The following is a 22744-nucleotide window of genomic DNA, read 5'->3' on the forward strand; positions in this document are numbered from 1 at the left end:
GGCCGGCTTTGCAGAATTTTAATTTTGCAGAGCAAAACCGGGTCCCGGAGAGTCTTTAGACTTTTTTGGGTATTAAAACAAGGTCCTCGAAAAATCGGTAGATTTTTTGGGGTATCAAAGTGGTCCCGCAAAATGAACATTTTGCGGGGTAAATTTAAAAAAGGAGCAAAAATGAAAAGAAGAAGTTTCCTTAAAGGGGCTCTTGGAATAGGAGCACTGAGTGTCGCTTCTTCAACACTGATCTTTGCCAAATCCGAACAACCGGAATATGACAACGGTGTAGTAATAGGACACTCACCTAAAAAAGAGATTCTTTACAAAAAAACCAAAAATTGGGAAATTTATTACAAAAATGCCATTTAAGGAGTAAAAAATGAGCTCACTTGAAAAAATGAATCCGAAAGTGGGTAGAAGGGCCTTTTTGAAAATGGCGGCACTCTCAGGAGTAGCAGGTGCAACAATGCTAAGCGCGGCACCGGCTGTGAGAGACGCCACCGATGACGAAATAAAAGACCCTTACCCAGGAAGTAAAAAAGTTAAAACAGTGTGCACTACCTGTTCGGTAGGCTGTGGAATTATAGCAGAAGTTCACAACGGCGTATGGGTAAGACAGGAAGTTGCACAAGATCATCCTATCAGCCACGGAAGCCACTGCTGTAAAGGTATAGACTCAATAGATTACATAAGAACGGAAAAAAGGGTTAAACACCCTCTTAAAAAAGTTAACGGAAAATGGAAAAGAATAAGCTGGGATGAAGCAATTAACGAAATCAGCGAAAAAATGCTTCAGATAAGACGTGAAAACGGACCTGATGCTGCAATGTTTTTAGGAAGTGCTAAAATGAGCACAGAACAGGCATATTATTTCAGAAAATTTGCAGCAATGTGGGGTACTAACAATATAGATCACCAAGCACGGATCTGACATAGCGCAACAGTCGCGGGGGTCGCGAATACATGGGGTTACGGCGCAATGACAAACCACCTTGGAGATATCCAAAACTCAAAAGCAATTATAATCTTCGGTGCAAATCCGGCGGTTAACCATCCTGTAGGATTTAAACATATCTTAAAAGCAAAAGAAAGAAACAACGCTTTACTGATTGTAATAGATCCAAGATATACAAAAACAGCGGCAAAAGCTGATATTTACGCAAAAATAAGACCGGGAACCGATATTCCGTTTATGTACGGAATGCTGCATTTAATCTTCAAACACGGATGGCATGATCCCGATTACATCAAAAATAGAGTATTCGGAATGGATCATGTAATCGAAGAAGCCAAAAAATGGACTCCTGAAAAAGTCGAAGACGTAACAGGTGTACCTGCAAGTCTTGTATATAAAATTGCAAGAGCTTACGCTACAAGCAAACCGGGTACTCTTCTTTGGGCAATGGGACTAACTCAACATTCAATCGGTTCATCCAATACAAGAATGGCTCCTATACTTCAGTTGGCACTTGGAAATATGGGTAAATTCGGTGGAGGATGTAACATCTTAAGAGGTCATGACAACGTTCAGGGTGCTACAGATATGTGCTGTCTGTCACATACACTGCCAGGATATTACGGTTTGAGCGAAGGCAGCTGGAAATATTTTGCACATAACTGGGGAGTTGATTTTGACTGGCTTCAAAAAAGATTTGCAGCCAAAAAATGGATGCATACCAAAGGCTTTACACTTGCCAAATGGTGGCAGGGAGTACTGCAGGAAGAAAAAACCTATTCAGACGCACCGATTAGAGCGTTATGGGTTCAGGGTAACGGTATTACATCCATTTCCCAACAGGCAAAAGTACAACAGGCACTTGATAAACTGGATCTTTTAGTAATTGCCGAACCGTTTGCAAACGAAGCTGCGGTAATTACAAACAAAAAAGACGGCGTATACATTCTTCCGACTGCAAGCCAGTTTGAATGCGAAGGAAGCGTTACGGCTACAAACAGAACGGCTCAGTGGAGAAGCAAAGTCGTGGATCCTTTATATGAAAGCAAAACAGATGAAGAGATCATGTTTATCTTTGCCAAAAAATTCGGCTTTTACGATGAATTCGTAAGAGGTATGATGATGGGCGTCAAAAACGGAAAAGCCGTAAAAGTAAAAGACACTTTCAAATGGCCAGAAGACGCTACAAGTGAAATAGCAAGAATCATCAAAACAATAGGACTTACCGGATGGACACCTGAGAGACTTAAAAAACATCAGCAAAACTGGCATATGTTTGATGAGGTGACTCTTAAAGGTATAGGACCTATGAAAGGCGAATATTACGGACTTCCATGGCCATGCTGGACTGAAACCCACAGCGGAAGCCCGGTACTTTACAACATTGACATACCTGTAAACGAAGGCGGTATGGGATTTAGAGCAAGATTCGGTACCGAATACAAAGGTGAAAGTCTGCTTGCCGGTCCAAGAGCTACAATTAAAGGTGCTAAAGTAAGAGGCGGATATCCTGAACTTACAAAAGACAACATCGAAAAAGTTTTAGGAATTAAACTAAGCCCGAAAGAAAAAGAAATTATGGGTAAAAACTGGAAAGTGGATTTAAGCGGACTTATTGCAAAATATGCTCTTGAGGCGGGTGTGGCACCTTACGGTAACGCAAAAGCCAGAGCATACGTATGGACATTCCCTGATAAAATTCCTCTTCACAGAGAACCGCTCCATACACCAAGATTCGATCTGGCTAAAAAATATCCGACTTATCCTGACAAAAAAAATCAATACAGGGTTGATACAAAATTCGCATCAATCCAAAAAACAGACTGGTCAAAAGAATTCCCGATTATTCTCACAACCGGACGTCTTGTTATGTACAGCGGTGCGGGAATAATTGAAAGAAACAGCAAATATCTTGCGGCTTTACAGCCTGAAATGTTTGCGGACATCAATCCTGAACTTGCTTACAAACACGGCATCAGTGACGGTGATATGATCTGGGTTCACGCACCTGAGGGTACGAAAATCAAAGTGAAAGCAAGATTTACCTATTCAGTGGCACCGGACAGAATATTCTTACCTTTCCATTATGCAGGATTTATGCAAGGAGAGGATTTAAGAGGAAATTATCCTGAAGGTCTTGTACCGTATGCTACAGGCGAAGCGGCAAATACCGTTACAAACTACGGATACGATATCGTTACCCAGATTCCTGAAACAAAAGCGGGCTTAGTCCGTATTGAAAAAGCGTAAGGAGTAGAAAATGTATGAATATGCAAGAATGAAATTTTACTGTGACGAAGACAGATGTATCGAGTGTAACGCCTGTACGGTAGCCTGTGCGGAAGCGCACGAGCTACCTGTGGGTATTCACAGAAGAAAAGTTATTACGCTTAACGAAGGAATCGAGGGTAAGGAATTTTCAACTTCAATCGCCTGTATGCACTGTACCGATGCGCCTTGCGCTCAGGTATGTCCGGTTGACTGTTTTTATATTAGAGAAGACGGCATCGTACTTCACGACAAAGATAAATGTATCGGATGCGGATACTGCCTCTACGCCTGTCCTTTCGGAGCTCCTCAGTTCCCAAGAGACGGAGCGTTTGGAGTTAGGGGTGTTATGGATAAATGTACAATGTGTGCGGGAGGTCCGGCTCCAACAAATTCTATTGAAGAATTTGAACTTTACGGACAAAACAGAATCGCGGAAGGCAAAGTGCCTATGTGTGCAGCTGTTTGTTCCACCAACGCACTTATTGTAGGTGACGCCGATAGTGTAGCCGAAATCAAAAGAGCAAGAGACGCAGCCAAAGGTAAAGGCCCTATGACACCTTACGGTTGGGACGTAGCCTACAAATAAGGATATGGTATGAAAAAACTATTGCCTCTGATTGGCATATTTGCCTTTGCCGGAAACGTCCATTTAGCGGAGCCTAATCTGGCTCCCGTTAACAAAGGGAGTACTTTGATCTCACCTCAGATGATTGAAGCTATCCCGGCTTGGCGTAATTATGGAGAATTATTTTTATATCTCCAAACCCACTGGGTTAAATTACTTTTTTTAATTATCCTGATTGCAGTACCAACCGTATTTTTACTGCATTATTTAATTATAGGACCTAAAAAATTCTCCCATGAAGGAAGAAAGTTTTTAGTTTTCCCAAGCTGGCAGAGGATTATTCACTGGATTGCCGCACTTGGGTTTGTTTTAATAATACCAACCGGAATAATGATTATTTACGCAAAACTCTTCGGCGGAGGCACTCCGGTAAGATTTGCAAGGTATCTGCATGATATCGGGGCGGTACTTTTCGGTATTGCCGTTATCCCAATGTTTTTAATGTGGCTAAAAGAGATGCTACCGAGACTTTGGGATATTAAATGGTTTATGATTTTAGGCGGATACTTAAGCAAAGAAAAAAAAGAAATCCCCGCCGCCAAATTCAACGCAGGACAAAAAATGTGGTATTGGATTGCAACCCTTGGAGGTATTGTGATGATAATTACCGGTGCGATGATGTATTTTCAAGATTTCGACATAGCCCTCCTTAACAGCTTGAATTTATATCAGATCGATTTATTAAGACTTGCCGTAATTACTCATCTTTTTTTAGCGATGCTTATCGTCGCTTTTTTCTTAACACACGTTTATATGAGTGTTTTTGCGATAAAAGGCTCGCTTGACAGTATGATTGACGGATGTAAAAGTGAAGACGAATTAAAATATCTTCATTCCGTTTTTTACAAAAAAATAATTAAAGAAGGCAAAGACAAAGAACTTGCCGAAAAATGTTAAAGGGAGTTTTATCTCCCTTTTATTTTTAAAAATACTAAAAATATGCAAAAAAAGCATAAAAAAATATGCAACTCATGCATAAAAGGATAAAAAATGAAAAAAACGCTTTTCTTATTAGGTTTAACTTTGTCTCTTTTTGCAGACAAAATAGTGGTTTTTCATGCAGGAAGCCTTAGTGTTCCTTTTTCGGAAATTGAAAAAAAATTCGAAGCCAAATACCCCCAGTTTGATGTAATAAGAGAAGCGGCTGGAAGTCGTGCGTGTGCGAGAAAAATAACTGATCTTCATAAAAAAGCCGATGTAATGGCAAGTGCGGATTATAAGGTAATTGATAATCTTTTAATTCCTAAGTACGCTGAATTTAACGCACTTTTCGCAACAAACGAAATGGTGATAGCTTTTACACCGCAGTCAAAATACGCCGAGAAAATAAATCAAAACAATTGGACTGACATACTTTTAAAACCGGGTGTGAAAGTCGGACACTCAAACCCTAACCTTGACCCCTGCGGATACAGAAGTATACTCGTAACAAAACTCGCCGGTATTTATTACAAAAAACCCGATTTTTACAATAAACTCTTAGGATATGGGGATTACTACAGCAGCGGTGAAGAAAACACAAAAAAAGTAATAGTAAGACCGAAAGAAACCGATCTTTTGGGACTTTTGGAAGCCGGTGCGTACGATTATCTTTTTATTTACAAATCCGTAGCCGAGCAGCACGGTCTCAAATACATAGAACTTCCCCCAGAGATTAGCCTTAAAAGCAAAAAATACGCCGATTATTACAAACAGGTCAGTTTTAAAGTTACGGGCAAAAAACCTGGCAGCTTTATCGTAAAAAAAGGCGCCCCTATGGTATACGGCATTACCGTTATTAAAAACGCACCTAATAAAAAAGGAGCCGAACTCTTTGTAAGCTTCGTACTTTCACCCGAAGGTCAGACAATTATGAAAAAAAACGGCCAGGGTGTAATTAATCCTCCCGTTATAAACGGAAAATGGACGGAAAATGCAAAATAAACTCCTTGAAATAAAAGATCTGTTTTTAAAAAAAGAAAAATTCAAACTCAACATCCTCTCTTTGGATGTAGATAAAAACGAATATTTTGTCCTGCTTGGAAAAACCGGAAGTGGCAAGACTCTTCTTCTTGAAAGTATAGCCGGATTTGAGACAATTGAAGGGGAAATCTATTTTGAAGGTAAAGAAATTACAAACCTGCCTCCTGAGAAGAGAAATTTCGGATTTTTATATCAGGACTTTGCACTCTTTCCGCATTTAAACGCAGAACAAAATATCCGTTTTTCCGAAAAATACCACAAAAAAAACGAAGAGCTTTTTAATGATTTAGTAAAATTTTTACAGATTGAAAAAATCTTAAAAAGAAACATTCAGCATCTAAGCGGCGGTGAAAAACAAAGAATCGCCCTCGCACGGGCCGTTTATTCACAGCCAAAACTTTTACTTCTTGACGAGCCTCTAAGCGCGGTGGATCCTACTATGAGAAATGAGATTATGAAAAATCTAAAAGAACTGCCCGAAAGATACAACCTCTCGGTTATTCACGTTACGCACAACTTTAGAGAAGCATCATACCTTGCCGACAGACTCGGAATTATCCTAAAAGGCACCCTGCTGCAGAGCGGTGAAGCCAAAAGCGTGCTTAAAAACCCGAATTCCATTGAAGTGGCAAGATTTTTGGGCTTTAAAAACCTTTTTGAAATTTCACTTTTGGGATTTGAAAATTCGCATAAATATTTCTCAATAGACCCGAATCAGATTACTATTACCAAAACCCCTCTGAAGAGTGATTACTGTTTTGAAGGGATTATTGATGAAATTATGGGAATAACGGATCATTATAAAATATTCGTAAACGTAAAAGAGTTTCAGTTTTTTATTAAAACACCAAAAAGAAGGTTTGAAGAACTTTCAATCAATAAAGGTGAAAAGATCTACATATGTTTTAATAAAAAAGATGTAGTGTTTATATAGGGATAATGAAAAATGGAAAATAAAAAATTTAAAAAAGGTTTGGCATGAAAAGGATTTTCGTATTTTTAGCAGCGGTTATCGTACTTTTTTTAACCCTACCTTTATTAAAACTGATATTGGGAGTCGGATTTGATTCATATATGCAAACACTAAAAGATACGGAAGTTATTAACTCTATTTTTCTTACTATGAAAGTTTCTTTTCTTGCCACGCTTTTCGTACTTTTTACAGGCCTTCCCCTTGCGTATCTAATAGCCAGGTATGAGTTTTTTGGAAAAAGCCTGCTTGAGAGTCTGATAGACATTCCCACCATGGTGCCTCACACGGCTGCCGGTATTGCGCTTCTGATGACATTCGGAAGCCAAAACATCCAGGGTTTTTTAGAATCGGTAGGACTCGGATTTATAGATTCGACTACGGGAATTATGGCTGCTATGATGTTCCTCTCAGCCCCTTATCTCATAAACTCCGCAAAAGAAGGCTTTAAAAACGTAGACGTTAAACTTGAAAACATTTCACGTTCTTTAGGTGCGAGTCAGTTTGAGACATTTATGAAAATCGTAATCCCGAATGCAAAAAAAGACATAATAAATGGAATGCTGATGATGTGGGCAAGAGGACTTGGGGAATTCGGAGCCGTGGTAATTATAGCTTATCATCCTATGATAGCGCCGGTACTTATTTATGACAGGTTTATAAATTTCGGGCTTAATTATTCGGCTCCTGTGGCGGCTTTGATGATAATATTTTCGGTTATAGTGTTTTTAAGTATCAGATGGCTTAACAACAGATGCAACAAATGATTCTATTTCACGGGCGCATTTTTTCAAATCGTCGTTTTTAACTACAAAATCGGCTGGTTTTTTTCTGTATTTTTTATCATAATATTCCGTAAGCAGCATTTCGGCTACTTTTTGAATATCACCATTTAAAAAGTAACTTTTAAGTTCTTCATATATTGTCGTTGAAATAAAAGGTTTTATTTTATCAAGCGTGTTTATAAACCCTGTATCGTCAATATCCCCGTAATAGTTTATTATTCTTTTGACCCTGTCGTTAAGATCCGCAGTTACTTCTATCTGTATGCCTTCTTGCATTCTTTTGTGAAGAAGTTTCGGGATATACAACGATCCTATTTTTGGGCTTTCCGCTTCTATATATATGGTTTTTTCCGGGTCGGTTTTAATTAAAATGTCCGCTACTTCGTTTTCAAACTGCTTTTGGCTTGGCTGTGCGCCTTTATATCCGAAATTACTGCCGAAATGGTTTGCAAGTTTTTCAAGATCTAAAGACGGGTGCAGATGTTCTAAAAGTTCACTTTTCCCACATCCGCTGTTTCCTCTTAAAACGGCAAACTTTTTATGTGGAAAGTTTTGAAGATAATCGACCACCCACTTTCTGTAAGCCTTATACCCGCCTTCGAGTTTATAAACCCTATAATCCAATTGTGAAAGAATCGTATATAAAGCCGTAGACCTTTTACCTCCCCTCGCACAGTACACAAGAATTCTGCTTCCTGGTTTGGCGTCAAAGCTTTTAAGCTGGGCGGATATATTCTCAAGCATAAAACTTACTGCTTCTTTTTTTGCATGAAATTTTGAATGGTTTGTATACAGATTTCCGATATAAGCGTGCTGTTCGTTGTTTAAAACATAAAAGTTCTCACTTCCTGGGATATGCGACTCTTCAAACTCCCTCGGACTTCTCGCATCAAGTACATAATCAAATTTTTGTTTTAAAAATTCCTCAAGAGTTATTATCTGCATTTATTACCTCAACCTCCACACTTTTAAATCTCGCGGTTTTAACCTTATGGTCGTGTTCGTCACCGAAAAGCGCGTTTATGTTGCTCTTTGCAAAATGAAACGTCGTATATAGCGTAAAAGGTCTTACGGTTTTAGTAAATTTCACCTTTAAAACATTTGATTCCCCGTATTTTGAACGCAGTTTTACAAATTCGCTTATTTCATTTTTATGTATTTCGTTTACAAGTAAAATATCCTCACCGTATTTTTTGGTCAGTTTCCCACTCGGTTTTGTCTGCGCGGCATTGTTGTACTGTGGAAGCTCACGCCCGGTGTTCAGGTACCATCTTCTTTTGTTTTCAAGCAGGTCTTTTACTTCTCCTCTTAAATGGTACGGATGATAATGAAAATGCCCTTTCCCGTCAGGTGTACTGAATGATTCGGTGTGAAGTACCGGAGAGTCGCTGCCGTCAACTCTCACCGGCCAGCAAAGAGATTTTTTTCTAAGTCTCTCATATGTCGCACCTTTAAATCTCTCAACCTCTTTTTTGCAGCTTTCAAACACATCTTCACTTGTTTTAAATTCAAGCTCACTCCCGAGTCTTTTTGATATCTCAGCCAATATTTCCCAGTCATCAGGCATATCGCATTCCACCAAAGGAGTGCTTAAATGAAGTCTTCTTTCGGCGTTTACGTATACGCCTGTTTTTTCATATGCGCTTTTTACACCGAAAACTATATCCGCCTTTTCGGTTATTTCGTTTCTCATAACTTCCATAACCATTAAAAATTCAAGATTTTCAAACGCTTTTTTGATTTTATTTAGATTAGGATGTACATGAAGTATATCTTCACCCATATTGATAATCGCTTTTATTCTGCCGTCTATCAGATGATCCATCACATCGGGAGTCATAAGCCCTATCTTCTCAGGAATAGTATAATCAGGCCCGTAGTAAGGAAGACACCCCACATCGCATGCACCCTGAACGTTGTTTTGGCCCCTAAGTGGCAGTACTCCGCATCCTTCGCCGAAATTACCGCTAAGCATCGCAAGATTGCTGATGGCGTTTACCGCTTCGGTACCGTCGATATGCTCGGTTACCCCGAGTCCCCAGGCGAAAATTGTTTTGTTTTTAGATATTAAATTTGCGATTTCTTCAATCTGCCCTCTAATATGCTCAAAGCCTCTGAGTTTTTCAAAATACTCTTTTGAATCGGGATGTTTTATTATGTTTTCTTTATACTCATCATATTTTACACATCTGCTTTCGATAAAATCTTTATTTATCAGATCTTTTTCAATCATTTCCCTTGCAATTGCGTTTAAAAACAATAAATTCGATTCAAACGGAAGTATTACACTGATATCCGCAAACTTCATAATAGGAATTTCACGCACGTCCGCTACGATTACCTTAGCACCCCTTCTTTTGGCTTTAATTATTCTGCTTGCCACCATAGGATGCGCCTGAGTAGTGTTGGAACCGATTATAAATATAACGTCTGCTTTAAAAAGCTCGTCAAACTCCACACTGCTCGCACCCTCGCCTATACTCATCTTAAGTCCGGACAGACTCGGAGAGTGGCAGATCCTTGCGCAGTTGTCGACGTTTGGAGTTTTTAGAATATTTCTTGCAAAATGCTGGAAAAGCCACGCACTCTCTATGCTTGTCCTCGCACCTCCTATACAGGCGATGTGGTTCGGAGTATATTCATTTAAAATCTCTTTTATTTTCCACGCCGCAAGATCAAGTGCGAGAGAATAAGGAGAGCGGTAAAACTTTTCGTCGTATTCGTACAGATTTGCAAGCCTGATTGAAAGCTCAAACGGGAATTTGTCTTTATTTTTTTCAATAAATTCATAACTTACAAGATGAGTGTCGATTCTTTCATTTAAAAAATCAAACCCGTATTTTCCTTTTATACAAAGCTCTCCTCCGCTTGATTTTCCCTCTTTTACAGGCAAAATTTTTTCAATCTTGCCGTCGGTTACTTTGGCGTCTATCTCACACCCTACTCCGCAGTACGTACATACGCTGGTTTTCTGCATATTTTCAAACTCCAAACATTTTTTCTTAATATATCTTATTTTGATACTTTTTGCAATAATTTGTCCTGAATTGAAAGAGGCAACAGGTTAAAGAGTTTAATTAAGTAATAAAACCTTTTAGGAAATGCATACTCTTTTTTATTGCTTTCTATCGCATACATGATTCTGTCAACCCCGCTTTTTAAATCCATCAAAAACGGCATATAAAAATCATTCTTATCTGTCATATCAGTTTTAATAAAACCGGGCAGGATATTTATAACCTTAATATCCGGTGCAAGCAGATTTCTTAGTGACTGAGCATATGAGTTAAGAGCCCTTTTGCTTGCACTGTATGGCATTGAACTCGGAGCCCCCACAAGTGATGCGAGAGACGAAATAAGTACGATTTTGCCTTTTTCCATTTTAGACACCACACCTTCAAGCATTGCGTGAATACTTAAAAAATTAACATCAAACGTCTTTTTAAAATCCTCAAACGGCGTAAATGAAGGCGAATGCGGCAGGGAAATTGCGGCATTTGCTATAACGATATCAAATTTAACGTCCAGATTTTTAAAATACTCCCTCACACTCTGAATATCCGCAAGATCAAGACTTACGGGAATTATATTATCCATACCTTCTAACCCTTCAACATTCCTTGCAACTGCATATATTTTATTGATTCCGTTATCGAATCTATTAACAAGTTCTCTCCCTATTCCTCTGCTTGCCCCAGTAATAAGAATATTCATATATTTCCTTTAGTGTATTTGTTATAAGTCTTTTATTTTTATATTAAACCCAATATATTAATAACTGCATCAATTTTAATATAATTATAAAAAAGGCATTCTATGTTTATAATTTCTAAACTATTTACCTATATTTTACTGCCGCCAGGAATTTTTGTAATTATACTTTTTTTAGCTGCAATTTTTGCAAAAAAGGCTAAAATTGTCTTTTTTTCTGCAGCAGTGTTACTATGGGCCATATCTACAAAATTCGTAGCAAACGCACTTTTATATCCGCTTGAACACGGCTATAAATCGGATACGATTACACCAAGTGCAGTAGTTGTTTTGGGAGGCGGCACCAATTCACGTGATGTTTTAAAAGCGATGCCTGATGCGTTTAAACGTGAGGTTTACGGACTTTTAATAGCAAAACAAGAAAGTCTGCCATATATATTTACAGGTGGCGGTATACAAAATATAAAAGAAGCCGAAAATATAAAAAAAGATATAGATATGATATTAAAAACATGTAATTGCGATATTGAAACTTTCTATGAAAACCGTTCGTTAAATACGTTTCAAAACGCAAAATATACTGCGAAATTATTTGAAAAATTAAATCTTTCCAAAAAAATTTATTTGGTTACAAGCGCATATCACATGAAAAGAGCCATAATGATTTTTAATAATTTTGGATTCCAAATCATTCCGAAACCAGTTGGATTTTATTATGACAATGAATATACATTTTGGGATATTTTCCCAAATGCAGGAAATTTTTATCATTCATATAAGGCCATACACGAATATTTTGGTTTAATTAAAACATACTTAAGAATATGAAAGTACAAATTTTTCAAATTCTTCTTTAGGAAGAGGTTTTGAAAAGAGATATCCCTGAAAATATTTACATCCCAAAGATTTTAGAATATTAAACTGCTCTTCGGTTTCCACACCTTCGGCTATAGTTTCCAAATGTAAGTTCTCCGCCATATTTAATATAGTTTGAACGTACACTTTACCCTCTTCACTATATATTTCATCCACAAAAGATTTATCTATTTTTAACACGTCTATTTCAAATTCTCTTAAAAATGATAAGGATGAGTAACCCGTACCGAAATCATCAAGACTGATTCTAATTCCGTAATCTCTTATCTCATTTATAATAGTTTTTGCTTTATCTTTTTCCTGAATGAAAACCGATTCCGTTATTTCCATTTCTATTAGATTTCTTTGCGATTTTTTAAATATTTCTTTTAAATCGTTAACAAATTTTTCATTTCTAAATTGTACGGCAGAAACATTAAAAGAAATTTCAAGTTTTATACCTTTATTTAACCATTCCTGCTGAACTTTGGCAACTTCTTCCATTATCCAATTTCCAAGTTGAATAATAAATCCGCTTTTTTCGGCAATAGGTATAAAATCCAATGGGGAAATTATTTGACCGTCTCTTATCCATCTTATTAAAGCTTCACATCCTATTATATTTTTATTTTTATCAAATTTAGGTTGATAAAAGAGTTTGAACTCATTATTTACCAACGCTTGGTTCATAGTTGTTTTAATCTGTATTTCTTTATTGATTTTATTTTTCAGATTTTCATCAAAAATTACATATTTGTTTTTACCCATTTTTTTAGCTTCATAAAGTGCAATATCTGCAAACTTTAATAATTCTTCAACACTTTTTGCCGTTTTTGGAAATTCAGCCACACCTATACTTACCGTAGTCCCGATGTTTTGATTATGTATAGTCCAAGTTCTATGTAAACTATTTAAAAGTAAGTCCAACCTCTCTTTTAAATCTTCTTCATTATTATATTCTTGAAATACCAGTACAAATTCGTCCCCTCCGATTCTTGCTACGATTTCATGATTTTTTACATGCTTTGATAAAATCGAAGATATTTCAATAATAATTTCATCTCCTACAGAATGACCAAAAAAATCGTTTATATCTTTAAAATTATCGATATCTATAAAAACAACCGCAAACTTTTGATTTTCGCTAATTAATTTCACCAAATATTCGTTTAAAAATTTTCTGTTCTTAAGTCTTGTTAGTGAATCGGTTATAGAACTTATTTCTAATTTTTCAATATATTCTCTTATTGTTGCAAATGTTTGAGCAAGTGTTTCTTTAATATCATCAAATTCGTAAATAAAAAACTTTTTAGGTTTATTAATTTCCCTGTCGGCGTATTTTTTCAGTTTTACAAGAGGTTTAACTATAACTGCATTATAGATACTCTTCAGGAAAAAAAATACGAATATAATTGTAAATAGGAAAAGCAAAACATATTTTATTTTTAAATATGTAAAAATCTTTTTTAAATAATCTTTATTCGGAAAAAGATAAAGCTTCATAGTTTTAAATCTATTTTTATCAAAATATTTTATATTTATTACATACGCATCCTTATTAAGAAGAGTCCGCAGGTCAATATTATTTAATTTAAATTGTATTTTTTGAGGTTGAGGAATTTTTAATTTCATATTCCCGCTTTTAAACAATACTTCATCATTAGATGTGGAAAGAATAAAGCCATCAAAAAAATCACTCGTACTTTTTCTGTCTAAAATCGGTTTAAGAATCATATAATCGGAATTATTATTCATAGCTTTGCTGAAACTGTAAGAAACACTATTTAATGTTTGAAAAATATCATCGGATATAATATTTACAAGTGTCTTTTTCTGTTGAAGGTATATAAAATAAAAAATACTTATAAACACAATCACTATTAACATATTTATAAGCATTAAAAAATTTTTAATTTTCATTTAAGCTCTTTATATGGCAATTTGATTATTTTTAAAAGTTTCTTAATATTATCATCAGGATTGACTATCCATTCGATATTATTCAAATCAGCTTCAAAATCAGCGTAAGTATATCCCGGCAGATAATCTTTAATAGTATTAAAAAATTCTTTTGGGTCTTTTTTAAGATGATTTAACGCTTCTAAAGTAAAACTTTTTAATTTTATAAATTGTTGTTTATGCTTTTGGATATTTTCAGCGTCACTGAAAAGAGCATCGATAACTATTAATGATTTGGAGTTTTTTGTCGATGCGATAATTTTAAAATTATGCTTTTTCAATTCCGCATCATATGGAGCGTACGTTACGATCAACGTCGGAGAATGGTATTCTTTTTTTACTATTTGTCCTTGGTCTAAATTATGGATATTAAAAATATTCTTACTTAAATTATTCGATTTAATAAAATACTCAAACAATAAATAATTAACTGAATTCACTTCCATAAAAGCGTCGATTTTATTTTTATACTGATCTGTTTTATTAAAAGGAAAATTTATCATTATCATATCGGCACCATTTGATTTGTCAAACAGCATAATCGCATATACATCATTTCTGTTTAACAAAGAATATTCATACTGAGTAGCGGCAAACGCATCAATAAAATTATTTCTATATAAATCTACACTTTCAGCTAATGAAACGGTGTTTATTAATTTTATATTTTCATTCTTTAGCCAGCCTTTTGCATCCGCATAAAATAACGGGGTATACCCTATCCATGAATTTGCCGCTATTTTTAACTCTTTCTTTTCGCTGCATGATATAAAAAAAACGGCAATTAATATTAAAAACATATTTTTTATAAATCTTTTCATTGCCTCCCCTTCTAATATATTTTTAATTATACATTAATTTTTATATTAAAAAAAATATCACACCCAAAAATAATAAAGAAGTAATAATTACAAGCATCGCAACTTTTCTTGGATAAAGATCAAAAAGTGCAGCCAAATTTACATTTGTCACGGCAAGAGGCGTTAAAATTTCAAGCATTACCGCTTTGAAAAAAAGTGGATTTAATCCGAAAAGCTTTAACACCAAAAACCCCACTGCAGGGAATACTGCAAATTTGTTAATTACCGTTATACTTGTGAGTTTCAAAGAAACTTCTCTTGTTTTAATCTCCGCAACATAAATACCGAATATCAAAAGCTGAACCACAATTGAAGCAAAAGCTCCCATTTGGAGTATTTTCATAATATCTTTATTAAATGTTACACCTGAAATATTAATTATCAGTGCAAGGATCCCGAACCACATAACGGGAATCTTTAGTATCTTTGCAAACGCTTCTTTAAAATCATACTTCCCGCTTGCAAAGAAAAATATACCGAAACTGTATATAAAAAATATATTCGCAAGGTTAACCATCGTAGCTATACTCGCCCCGATATCACCAAAAAGTGCATATGAAAGAGGTATTCCCAAATTACCGGTATTTCCTATAAGCGGTGTAAGGGAAGCGATAATTTTTTCTTTTTTATCTTTAAGTAGTATAAATGTAAGGATAAACGTAAAAATTAAACTCGCAAAAACCGCAGCAAGATACGCCACCGGAGAAATAATAAGATCAAAATTCAATGGTACGAGCATGATACCCCAGAGGGTAAGGAAAGGCTGTAGAAAATAAGTGGAAAGAATTACAAGTGTTTTGCCGTCTATTTCATTAAATTTCTTTTTAGACAAAAAGCCTAAAACAATAAAAACATAAATACCTATAACTGTAATCAAATTACGCCATTAAGTTTAAATTCGCCCCGATTCCCGTCGCCATTGCGGCTTGTTGTTGAATCTGTTTTTGATTTTGCTGCTGTTGCTGCTGCTGTTGCTGAAGTTCCGTTTGTCTGTTTTCCTGCAGTCTGTTTTGCAGTCTTTTTTGCTGCTGCATCTGCTCTTGCTGCGCCTGATCGATTTGCTGCTGTTGCAACTGCTGACCCTTAGGACCACTCCCATCTTTTGGTCCTTGGGAGCTTCCTACAGGAATATGCTGAGCAGGATTTGTAAACATGTTTCCTGTATTATTAATTGTCATTTCATTTCCTTTTTATAGAACTTCATCAATTATAACATATAGTATTTAATCAAATCTAAACCGGAAAAAAATTAATCTCTTTTTATAAACTCTATAATTTTTTCTTTTATTTCGTCTTTGTTGATAATTGTTTCGTTTATATCTTTTTCAAACAGCTCTCTTATACACTCAGGCGCTTTTACTTCATAATGCGTTTCGATATAAACAATTGCATCTTTGTCGCTTAATGTTTTTTCTTCAAGTTCGGCTATTTCACGATTAATATCTTCTTTTGTAAGCGCTTCATACACACTTGGTGCAAATTTAGTCCACTCGGCAGTAGAGTATGCAACCACTTTATTGTTAATTTCACCTTTTTCTTTAAGGTACTCATACGCTTTAATTGCCGTAGCGGTATGAGCATCCATTATGTAATTGCCTTCTTTCGCATACTTGGCGATAATTTCTTCACACTCTCCGTCCGTTGCGAAATCCGCCAAGAAGTCTTTTTTTATTTTTTCGTGTTCTTCAGGTGTAAGCTCAAAATAACCGTTTTCTTCAAGTGAAGTCATAAGCTCTTTTGTTCTCTCTTCTCCAAACTTATCGAAAAGCACCCTTTCAACATTGCTTGATTTTAATATATCCATCGCAGGTGAAATAGTATGAATAAGACTTTTATCTCTTAAATCGTATTTACCGTATTTAATAAACTCATATAAAATATTGTTTTTGTTTGAAGCGATTATTATTTTATCAATCGGAAGACCCATTTTTTTAGCGTAATATGCACCAAGGGCGTTTCCAAAGTTTCCGCTTGGGATAATTACGTCGATTTTATCCATCATATCGATTTCAGCGTTTTCCACAAGTTTTAAATAACTCCAGAAATGATAAATAATCTGAAAAATAATTCTTCCGAAATTCACGCTGTTTGCGGCTGAAAGTTTGATATTGTTTTCTTTTAACGTGTTTCTGAAATCCTCGTCTTTTAAAAGAGCTTTAAGCGCAGTCTGTGCATCGTCAAAATTTCCGATGATTCCGAGTACTTTTTCATTTTCGGCGTCTGTTGTCACCATCTGAAGTTTTTGAACTTCACTTGTGCCTTCATGAGGATAAATACAAACAACCTGAATGTTTTCTTTATTTTCAAACGTTTTAAGAGTTGCTGGTCCCGTATCTCCACTTGTAGCCGCCAAAATAAGATAGTTTTCACCTTTTTCCTGAGCAAGTGCCGAAAGGATTACACCAAAAGGCTGAAGCGCCATATCTTTAAACGCTCTCGTTGGACCGTGCCAAAGTTCGCCTACAAAAAGATCCTTATCGAGCTTAACTACAGGCACTACATCCGGATCGTCAAATTCTCTTAAATATGTATATAAAGCTTTTTCGATAAGTTCAGGGTCTATATCGATTTTAAAAAGTTTTAAAATTCCTCTTGCAAGGTGTCTGTATGTTTTTTCATCTTCCACATCATAATATCTGTTTAAAAATCTCTCATCGATACTTGGGATTTTACTCGGAACGTAAAGTCCGCCGTTCGGTGCCGCAGGGTCAAGTATCACTTCACTAAAAGTTTTTTTCTCGTCTGTACCGCGAGTTCCAATGAATTTCATTATAAAACCTTTTTTTAATGGAATTATACATTAATTCTTTAGATTGGTGAATGGCAGTGGTAAAGTAGACAACTTCACTTCTTCGCCACTTATCCACTTCACTACTTATCCACTTTAAAATTTTTTAAAATTAAAATTAAATTTTAATTAATTTTGAGCTAAAGTAGTTCATAATACTTGACATATATCGACTTAATTTATTATAATACTGCTACTAAAACATTTAAGGAGGGACAAATGAAAAAATTACTCACATCAGTAGTGGTTGCCGGACTCTTGGTTAGCGGTTCTATGGCAGCTGATACTAAAACAAACAACGTTTCAAAAAACGCTGTTGTAAAAGCAGAGAAAAAAGCTGAAAGTACACAGCTTATCAAAGAAGCAATCAGAGCTATTCAATATACTCAGGATGCTTTAATTTATCTAAACAACAAAAAAAATGACAAAGCAAAAGAATCACTTAAAAAAGCTGTAGGTGAGCTTGCAGTTGTTTTAAATTCACCAAATGCACCGTATTTATTGCCGGTAGATGTACAAATTAATGCATATCAATTTGTTGGTGACGTTAAAAAAATTAAAGCATTAACAACTGAAGCAAAAGATCTTTTAAAAGAAAACAAAATTCCTCAGGCAAGAGAAATTTTAAACACATTAAGAAGTGAAATTGTTATCAAAACTGTTAACCTGCCTCTTGCAACTTATCCGGCAGCACTTAACCTTGCGATCAAATACATCAACGAAGGTAAAATCAAAGAAGCAAAAGACGTACTTGCAATGGCGCTTTCAACACTTGTAGAAGTTGATAACGTTATTCCGATTCCGTTGATCAAAGCTCAGGCACTTGTGGAAGAAGCAAGCAAAATCGTTGCAAAAGACAAAAAACAAGCGCTTAGATATCTTGAAGAAGCAAAACATCAGTTAGTTATCGGAGAAGCTTTAGGTTACACAAGTACAAGCGACACAACATACAAAATGTTAAAAGACGCAATCTCAAAACTTGAAAGCGAAATCAACAAAGGTCACAAAACAGGTTCAATCTTCAGTGACTTAATAGCTAAACTTAAAGAATTCAAAGAAAAAGCTATCAGCGTTATTCACAAATAAAAGGGTTTTACCCTTTTATTCAATTGAATCAAATAGTGCTTGTAGGATATTGTAAAATTTCATATTTAGTGTCAGGCACTAAAATACAGGCTACTCTGACACACTTAATACACTCAGTCATATTAATGTGTAAAAACTGTTCCTCTTTGCTATTTAGCCTTCAATAAATTTTATTATAACATCTTCCACGCTCAAATCTCTATCAACTACCTTAAAAACGTTAAAATAACCGTCTTTTATATCTTTACCGCTAATTACGTTTTTAATCATTACCGCTTTTAAAAAATTAATCAAATCTTCAGGGTTTTTTGAATAAAAAGATGGTGACTTTCTTGATGCGTACTGTTTTGTTTTCGTATCGTAAATAATCAGATATTTGCATTCTTCAAAATCCGGGCAGTATTTGGAGGTTATAAATTCTCCTGAAGAAGGAACGGCAAGTTTCATTAAAAGACCTTTTTTGTTACAATAATACCAAAAAATGCCGGTGGCATTACACAAAGGTTAACAATGAATCTTTTTAGACAAATCCCCAAAGTAGATAAAATTGAAAAAGCCCTCACACATATCCCCAAAAAAGTTCTAACTCCCATAATCCAAAAGACACTTAACGAAATAAGAGAAGGCATAAAAAACGGAAAAATCACACAAATAAATGAAGAAGATATTGTTAAAACGATTGAAAAAAGATCTGAAGAAATACTTTCCCCTTCAATTGTAAACGTTATAAATGCTACGGGTATTACGGTTCATACGAATCTGGGCAGAAGCCTGATTGATCCGGAAATTTTCGATTACGCAAAGAAACGTTCAACTCATTACTGCAACCTCGAATACGACCTTGAAAAAGGAAAACGGGGCGACAGATACCACCACAGCGCAAAAATATTAAGCCACCTGTTTGGAAGTGAAAGCGCTCTTATTGTAAACAATAACGCCGCAGCCGTGTTTTTGATACTAAACACATTCGCAAAAGATAAAGAAGCGATAGTCTCAAGAGGAGAACTTGTGGAAATCGGAGGCAGTTTCAGGGTACCTGAAGTCATGAAAGCCAGCGGTGCGAAACTTGTGGAAGTCGGAACCACAAACAAAACCAAAATCCAAGACTATGAAGACGCTATTACCGAAGATACCGCAATGCTTATGAAAGTACACAAATCCAACTACTCAATAGAAGGATTCAGCGCCGAAGCGAGCCTTGAAGAAATTATAGAGCTTGCACACAAAAAAAATGTGCTTGATTATTACGATCTGGGAAGCGCATACATTCCTAAACTACCTTACTCTCTTACGAACTACGAACCTCCTATAAGCGAAATTATGAAATTAAACCCGAGCTTAGTGAGTTTTAGCGGTGACAAACTTTTCGGAAGCGTTCAGGCCGGAATAATACTCGGCAAAAAAGATCTAATCGACAAACTCAAAAAAAATCAGATTTTAAGAATGTTCAGGGTTGATAAAATAACGCTATCACTCATCGAAGCCACAGCCCTTGCCTATATCAAAGAAGAGTATGACAAAATCCCGACTCTTAAATCGATTTTTCAGACAACCGAAGCACTTAAAGAAAAAGCAAAAAAACTTCTCTCACTCACACCAGGACTGAAAGCCGAAATAAAAGAATCACACACTTATGTCGGCGGCGGAACCATGCCGAACCGAAAAATTCCGACTGTTGTTGTGGAAATTAAAGGAAATGCCAAAAAATGGGAAGAAGATATGCGTAAACACCTGGTAATCGGAAGAATAGAAAACGAAAAATTCGTACTTGATATGAGAAGCGTCCAGGAAGACGAAATAGAAAAATTAGCCCAAATTATAAATTCAATTATTACATGCGAGGTGAAAGATGCGTAATATTATTATAGGTACAGCCGGTCACGTAGACCACGGTAAAACATCCCTTATTGAAGCTATGACGGGATACAACGGAGACGAGCTTAAAGAAGAAAAAGAAAGAGGGATTACGATTGATCTTAGCTTTACAAATATGAAAAAGGGCGATACCAACGTAGCGTTTATAGACGTCCCGGGGCACGAAAAACTTGTTAAAAACATGATCAGCGGAGCTTTCGGGTTTGACGCTTCGCTTTTTGCGATAGATGCGAATGAAGGCGTAATGCCGCAAACCGTAGAGCATCTGGAAGTATTAAACATTCTAAAAGTCAAAAACATTATCGTAGCACTTACCAAATGTGACCTGGCAGACCCTGAAACAATCGAAAAAAGAAAAAATGAAATCAGGGACTTGATAGCAAAATACAAAAACCTGCATCTTCTTGAAATTTTCGAAACGTCGATTTACGACAAACAAAGCATAGAAAAACTAAAAGACTATCTTTTCAACCTGCCGCCGAGAAACATTACCCATTCTAAATTTTTCAGATACTATATCGACAGGGTGTTTTCACTAAAAGGTATCGGTACGGTCGTTACGGGTACGGTTTTAAGCGGTAAGGTGAAACTAAAAGACAAAATTTACATCAACGAAACCAAAACCCTAACAACCGTTAAAAACCTGCAGGTCCACGGTGAAGATGTGGAAGTTGCGTATACCCACCAAAGAGTTGCTATAAATCTGAACATCAACCATAAAGAGCTCAAAAAAGGATACCTGCTCTCAACCAAAGGATACTTAAGAGGTTTCAAACTGATTGACGTATTTGTAAAGCCTGTAGAAGGAAAAGAGCTTTTCCATAATATGGAAGTTTTGTTCATAAGCGGTGCAAAAAGGATTCCCGGTAAACTTTTAATGTTTAATCCCGAAGACAAAAAAGGATACGCAACCGTAAAACTTGAAGAAAAAGCGTTTTTGGTTTTTGAAGATCCGTTTGTAATCCTTCATAACGGACGTGTTATCGGAGGTGGAGAGGTATTAAACCCTATAAGCGATCCTATTAAGAAAAAGAAAAAACTGGCCCTTTTAAAAGCGCTTAACAAAAAAGATTTTAAAACCGCATTTGAAATACTCGTTCAAAACCACAAACGCGGATTCGGACTGCTTCAAAGCTATCAGAGATTCAACCTGACCCCTGCCGAAGCTCTTGAGATCGCAAAACAGCTTGATAACGTATTTATTGATGAGGAAAATTACAATATTTTCTCAATGGATGTTAAAAAAGAGATCGAAAAAGTAATAAAAGACACCTATGAAAAAAACAGATTCGCATTTCTCTCCCCTGCATCCCTTAAACTAAGACTCAAATGGGCAAGTAACGAACTTATACAAAGCGTGCTTGACGAGTTTGTAAAAGAAGGGTATCTGATAAAAGAAGACAACATCTATAAAAGAAAAGACTTAGGAGAAGTGGACGTAACCAAATCGGTAGAACACAGACTCTATCAGCTTCTTGACAATTCGGGACTCACACCGGAAGCGCCGTACAATATATATGAAAAATTAAATATCGACAGAAAAGTCGGCGACAATGCTATGAAAAAACTCACAACATCCAAAAAAGTGGTAAGACTTGCGCATAACCTTTTCGTAACGGATAAAAACATAAACATAGCCCTTAAAAAAATGAGGGAAATTATGGAAAAAGAAGGATATATTGATATTAAAAAATTCAAAGAGCATATGCCTATGAGTAGGAAATACATAGTAGCGTACCTTGACTATTTGGACCAGCTCGGAGACGTGGAAAAAAGAGACAACAAACGATATCTTAAAAATTAAGAATGGAGAATGAAGAATTGAGAATTACTATTAAAAATTCATTGTTAATTTTATAAATTTCAACTTCATTTTTTCTTTAAAATTTTTTATACCGACAAAAAACTACATTACATTTAGAAAATCAAAAAAATCCTACAATTATAGGGGTATTCTCTTTTTAATTCTCCATTTTCCATTCTCAATTCTCTATTCCTTAAAGGTTTCTTAATTTAAGGATAGTTTAAGAATAAATATGTAGAATTTC

Annotated in this window: 20 protein-coding genes; 11 read left to right on the forward strand and 9 right to left on the reverse strand. The window is 35.8% G+C overall.

The genetic code is table 11. The features are described 5' to 3' along the window. Positions 1 to 171: 171 nt before the first annotated feature. The 7 genes from NAMH_RS06430 (at position 172) to NAMH_RS06465 (ending at position 7544) form a co-directional block, all read left to right on the forward strand. On the forward strand, positions 172 to 363 hold the full coding sequence (locus NAMH_RS06430; protein WP_012663958.1) for a twin-arginine translocation signal domain-containing protein: 192 nt from the start codon (positions 172 to 174) through the stop codon (positions 361 to 363). A gap of 10 nt (positions 364 to 373) precedes the next feature. Continuing rightward, a complete protein-coding gene (locus NAMH_RS09365) occupies positions 374 to 3199 on the forward strand; it encodes a formate dehydrogenase subunit alpha (protein ID WP_266105163.1) in 2826 nt (941 codons plus the stop codon). 10 nt (positions 3200 to 3209) lie between these two features. After that, entirely contained in the window at positions 3210 to 3806 is a 597-nt protein-coding gene (fdh3B, locus tag NAMH_RS06445) for a formate dehydrogenase FDH3 subunit beta (RefSeq protein WP_012663957.1), read from the forward strand. A 9-nt stretch (positions 3807 to 3815) separates the two neighbouring features. Then, a complete protein-coding gene (locus NAMH_RS06450; protein ID WP_015902008.1) occupies positions 3816 to 4742 on the forward strand; it encodes a formate dehydrogenase subunit gamma in 927 nt (308 codons plus the stop codon). Between the two features lie 93 nt (positions 4743 to 4835). Further along, the gene (wtpA, locus tag NAMH_RS06455) at positions 4836 to 5768 is read left to right on the forward strand and encodes a tungstate ABC transporter substrate-binding protein WtpA (RefSeq protein WP_012663557.1); all 933 of its coding nucleotides are present in this window, start codon (positions 4836 to 4838) and stop codon (positions 5766 to 5768) included. Continuing rightward, entirely contained in the window at positions 5758 to 6741 is a 984-nt protein-coding gene (locus tag NAMH_RS06460; RefSeq protein ID WP_015902474.1) for an ATP-binding cassette domain-containing protein, read from the forward strand. Before wtpA ends, NAMH_RS06460 begins: the two co-directional genes overlap by 11 nt. 44 nt (positions 6742 to 6785) lie before the next feature. Then, a complete protein-coding gene (locus tag NAMH_RS06465) occupies positions 6786 to 7544 on the forward strand; it encodes an ABC transporter permease (protein WP_012663920.1) in 759 nt (252 codons plus the stop codon). On the opposite strand, the gene mnmH is transcribed toward NAMH_RS06465, so the two are convergent. From mnmH to NAMH_RS06480, 3 genes are read right to left on the reverse strand one after another with little or no spacing between them, the layout of a single operon-like run. After that, positions 7506 to 8507 (reverse strand): tRNA 2-selenouridine(34) synthase MnmH, encoded by a 1002-nt coding sequence (gene mnmH, locus NAMH_RS06470; protein ID WP_015902390.1) that lies wholly within the window; start codon positions 8505 to 8507, stop codon positions 7506 to 7508. The genes NAMH_RS06465 and mnmH overlap by 39 nt on opposite strands. Next, a complete protein-coding gene (locus tag NAMH_RS06475) occupies positions 8488 to 10539 on the reverse strand; it encodes a molybdopterin oxidoreductase family protein (protein ID WP_041361858.1) in 2052 nt (683 codons plus the stop codon). Before NAMH_RS06475 ends, mnmH begins: the two co-directional genes overlap by 20 nt. A gap of 35 nt (positions 10540 to 10574) precedes the next feature. Next, a complete protein-coding gene (locus tag NAMH_RS06480) occupies positions 10575 to 11276 on the reverse strand; it encodes an SDR family NAD(P)-dependent oxidoreductase (protein WP_015902624.1) in 702 nt (233 codons plus the stop codon). Positions 11277 to 11378: 102 nt separating this feature from the next. Between NAMH_RS06480 and NAMH_RS06485 the strand changes: the two genes are divergently transcribed. Next, the gene (locus tag NAMH_RS06485; protein WP_012663444.1) at positions 11379 to 12101 is read left to right on the forward strand and encodes a YdcF family protein; all 723 of its coding nucleotides are present in this window, start codon (positions 11379 to 11381) and stop codon (positions 12099 to 12101) included. On the opposite strand, the gene NAMH_RS09030 is transcribed toward NAMH_RS06485, so the two are convergent. The 5 genes from NAMH_RS09030 to thrC all read right to left on the reverse strand — a co-directional run bounded on the left by NAMH_RS09030 (position 12090) and on the right by thrC (position 17717). Continuing rightward, positions 12090 to 14048 carry a putative bifunctional diguanylate cyclase/phosphodiesterase gene (locus NAMH_RS09030; protein WP_015902307.1) on the reverse strand — a complete coding sequence of 653 codons (1959 nt, stop codon included), beginning with the start codon at positions 14046 to 14048 and terminating at the stop codon, positions 12090 to 12092. The two genes, NAMH_RS06485 and NAMH_RS09030, sit on opposite strands and share 12 nt — an antisense overlap. Next, the gene (locus NAMH_RS06495) at positions 14045 to 14908 is read right to left on the reverse strand and encodes a type 2 periplasmic-binding domain-containing protein (protein ID WP_015902109.1); all 864 of its coding nucleotides are present in this window, start codon (positions 14906 to 14908) and stop codon (positions 14045 to 14047) included. Before NAMH_RS06495 ends, NAMH_RS09030 begins: the two co-directional genes overlap by 4 nt. A gap of 40 nt (positions 14909 to 14948) precedes the next feature. Further along, a complete protein-coding gene (locus tag NAMH_RS06500; protein ID WP_015901727.1) occupies positions 14949 to 15824 on the reverse strand; it encodes an AEC family transporter in 876 nt (291 codons plus the stop codon). Between the two features lies 1 nt (position 15825). After that, on the reverse strand, positions 15826 to 16020 hold the full coding sequence (locus tag NAMH_RS06505; protein WP_143709753.1) for a hypothetical protein: 195 nt from the start codon (positions 16018 to 16020) through the stop codon (positions 15826 to 15828). Between the two features lie 176 nt (positions 16021 to 16196). Beyond that, positions 16197 to 17717, reverse strand: a complete 1521-nt coding sequence (gene thrC, locus NAMH_RS06510) for a threonine synthase (RefSeq protein ID WP_015901859.1) — start codon at positions 17715 to 17717, stop codon at positions 16197 to 16199. A 237-nt stretch (positions 17718 to 17954) separates the two neighbouring features. Here thrC and NAMH_RS06515 point away from each other — a divergent pair, with 237 nt between their 5' ends. Further along, positions 17955 to 18821, forward strand: coding sequence for a YfdX family protein (locus tag NAMH_RS06515; RefSeq protein WP_015902268.1), 867 nt, complete (start codon positions 17955 to 17957; stop codon positions 18819 to 18821). Positions 18822 to 18974: 153 nt separating this feature from the next. Here the strand turns inward: NAMH_RS06515 and NAMH_RS06520 are convergent, their stop codons facing one another. Next, entirely contained in the window at positions 18975 to 19268 is a 294-nt protein-coding gene (locus NAMH_RS06520) for a NifB/NifX family molybdenum-iron cluster-binding protein (RefSeq protein ID WP_012663760.1), read from the reverse strand. A 63-nt stretch (positions 19269 to 19331) separates the two neighbouring features. On the opposite strand from NAMH_RS06520, the gene selA reads away from it, so the two are divergent. Together selA and selB are read left to right on the forward strand one after the other, a co-directional pair. After that, a complete protein-coding gene (selA, locus tag NAMH_RS06525) occupies positions 19332 to 20678 on the forward strand; it encodes an L-seryl-tRNA(Sec) selenium transferase (protein WP_015902368.1) in 1347 nt (448 codons plus the stop codon). Next, positions 20671 to 22500 carry a selenocysteine-specific translation elongation factor gene (selB, locus tag NAMH_RS06530; RefSeq protein WP_012663876.1) on the forward strand — a complete coding sequence of 610 codons (1830 nt, stop codon included), beginning with the start codon at positions 20671 to 20673 and terminating at the stop codon, positions 22498 to 22500. The genes selA and selB overlap by 8 nt, the downstream gene beginning before the upstream one ends. Positions 22501 to 22744: the final 244 nt, after the last annotated feature.

The sequence above is a fragment of the Nautilia profundicola AmH genome (assembly GCF_000021725.1).
GTDB lineage: Bacteria > Campylobacterota > Campylobacteria > Campylobacterales > Nautiliaceae > Nautilia > Nautilia profundicola.

Coding starts and splice junctions, on each gene's coding strand:
- NAMH_RS06495 (WP_015902109.1), bottom strand. CDS start 14,908: ATGAAAAGATTTATAAAAAATATGTTTTTAATATTAATTGCCGTTTTT.
- NAMH_RS06460 (WP_015902474.1), top strand. CDS start 5,758: ATGCAAAATAAACTCCTTGAAATAAAAGATCTGTTTTTAAAAAAAGAA.
- fdh3B (WP_012663957.1), top strand. CDS start 3,210: ATGTATGAATATGCAAGAATGAAATTTTACTGTGACGAAGACAGATGT.
- selA (WP_015902368.1), top strand. CDS start 19,332: ATGAATCTTTTTAGACAAATCCCCAAAGTAGATAAAATTGAAAAAGCC.
- mnmH (WP_015902390.1), bottom strand. CDS start 8,507: ATGCAGATAATAACTCTTGAGGAATTTTTAAAACAAAAATTTGATTAT.
- NAMH_RS06450 (WP_015902008.1), top strand. CDS start 3,816: ATGAAAAAACTATTGCCTCTGATTGGCATATTTGCCTTTGCCGGAAAC.
- wtpA (WP_012663557.1), top strand. CDS start 4,836: ATGAAAAAAACGCTTTTCTTATTAGGTTTAACTTTGTCTCTTTTTGCA.
- selB (WP_012663876.1), top strand. CDS start 20,671: ATGCGTAATATTATTATAGGTACAGCCGGTCACGTAGACCACGGTAAA.
- NAMH_RS06475 (WP_041361858.1), bottom strand. CDS start 10,539: ATGCAGAAAACCAGCGTATGTACGTACTGCGGAGTAGGGTGTGAGATA.
- NAMH_RS06465 (WP_012663920.1), top strand. CDS start 6,786: ATGAAAAGGATTTTCGTATTTTTAGCAGCGGTTATCGTACTTTTTTTA.
- NAMH_RS09030 (WP_015902307.1), bottom strand. CDS start 14,048: ATGAAAATTAAAAATTTTTTAATGCTTATAAATATGTTAATAGTGATT.
- NAMH_RS06520 (WP_012663760.1), bottom strand. CDS start 19,268: ATGAAACTTGCCGTTCCTTCTTCAGGAGAATTTATAACCTCCAAATAC.
- NAMH_RS06480 (WP_015902624.1), bottom strand. CDS start 11,276: ATGAATATTCTTATTACTGGGGCAAGCAGAGGAATAGGGAGAGAACTT.
- NAMH_RS06430 (WP_012663958.1), top strand. CDS start 172: ATGAAAAGAAGAAGTTTCCTTAAAGGGGCTCTTGGAATAGGAGCACTG.
- thrC (WP_015901859.1), bottom strand. CDS start 17,717: ATGAAATTCATTGGAACTCGCGGTACAGACGAGAAAAAAACTTTTAGT.
- NAMH_RS06485 (WP_012663444.1), top strand. CDS start 11,379: ATGTTTATAATTTCTAAACTATTTACCTATATTTTACTGCCGCCAGGA.
- NAMH_RS06515 (WP_015902268.1), top strand. CDS start 17,955: ATGAAAAAATTACTCACATCAGTAGTGGTTGCCGGACTCTTGGTTAGC.